We start from the raw sequence: 830 nt of genomic DNA on the forward strand, positions 1-830 counted from the left end.
TTGTTAAAAAAGATAAAACTTATGGAAGGGAGGATGAGAAAGAACTAACGTTACGACCTAACCAAAAATATATGTTAATTCGTTCTATTATTGAAACATACAACCTCAAAAATATGGTGAAATATTTGTGCGGGATCGCTGGTGTTTCACGTTCAGGATACTATAATTATTTTTCTGTTTCTTCGCAAAGGCAGCGAAAAAACAGAATAGATCAGGATGAAATAACGAAAGAATGGATATTAAAGGCATTTCGATTTAAAAACCGAAAAAAAGGGGCTCGTCAAATCAAAATGACATTAGCGGGTCAATTTCAAGTTGTCTACAATTTGAAGCGTATTCGTAGAATTATGAAGAAATACGGGATTATCTGCCCGATCCGCAAAGCGAATCCTTACAAAAGAATGATAAAAGCGACGAAAGAACATTTCGTGGTACCAAATCGATTGAAGCGAGAATTCAGGCAAGGTACCCCTGGAAAAGTGCTTCTTACAGATATCACCTACCTGTTTTATGGTAAGAATCAGAAAGCATATTTATCTACTATTTTAGATGGGTCCACAAATGAAATTTTAGCCTATCACGTTTCAGAACAGCTCACATTAGACATCGCAATGACGACTCTTCACAACCTAAAGAAGAATAAGAAAATTCGATTGACTGAAGATGCCTATATTCATTCTGATCAAGGAGCTCATTATACAAGTCCGACCTATCAAAAACTAGTTAAAAAATTAAAACTGGGACAATCCATGTCAAGACGAGGAAACTGTTGGGATAATGCCCCCCAAGAATCTTTTTTCGGGCATTTTAAAGATGAAGCGCATATAAAA

The 830-nt window shown here is 35.8% G+C and carries 1 protein-coding gene; it reads left to right on the plus strand.

Translation table 11 applies throughout. The features are described 5' to 3' along the window. On the plus strand, positions 1-830 hold an 830-nt coding region (locus tag MR059_RS21485), incomplete at both ends, for an IS3 family transposase (protein ID WP_242162032.1).

Source organism: Bacillus cereus group sp. BfR-BA-01522, from assembly GCF_022662635.1.
GTDB lineage: Bacteria > Bacillota > Bacilli > Bacillales > Bacillaceae_G > Bacillus_A > Bacillus_A cytotoxicus.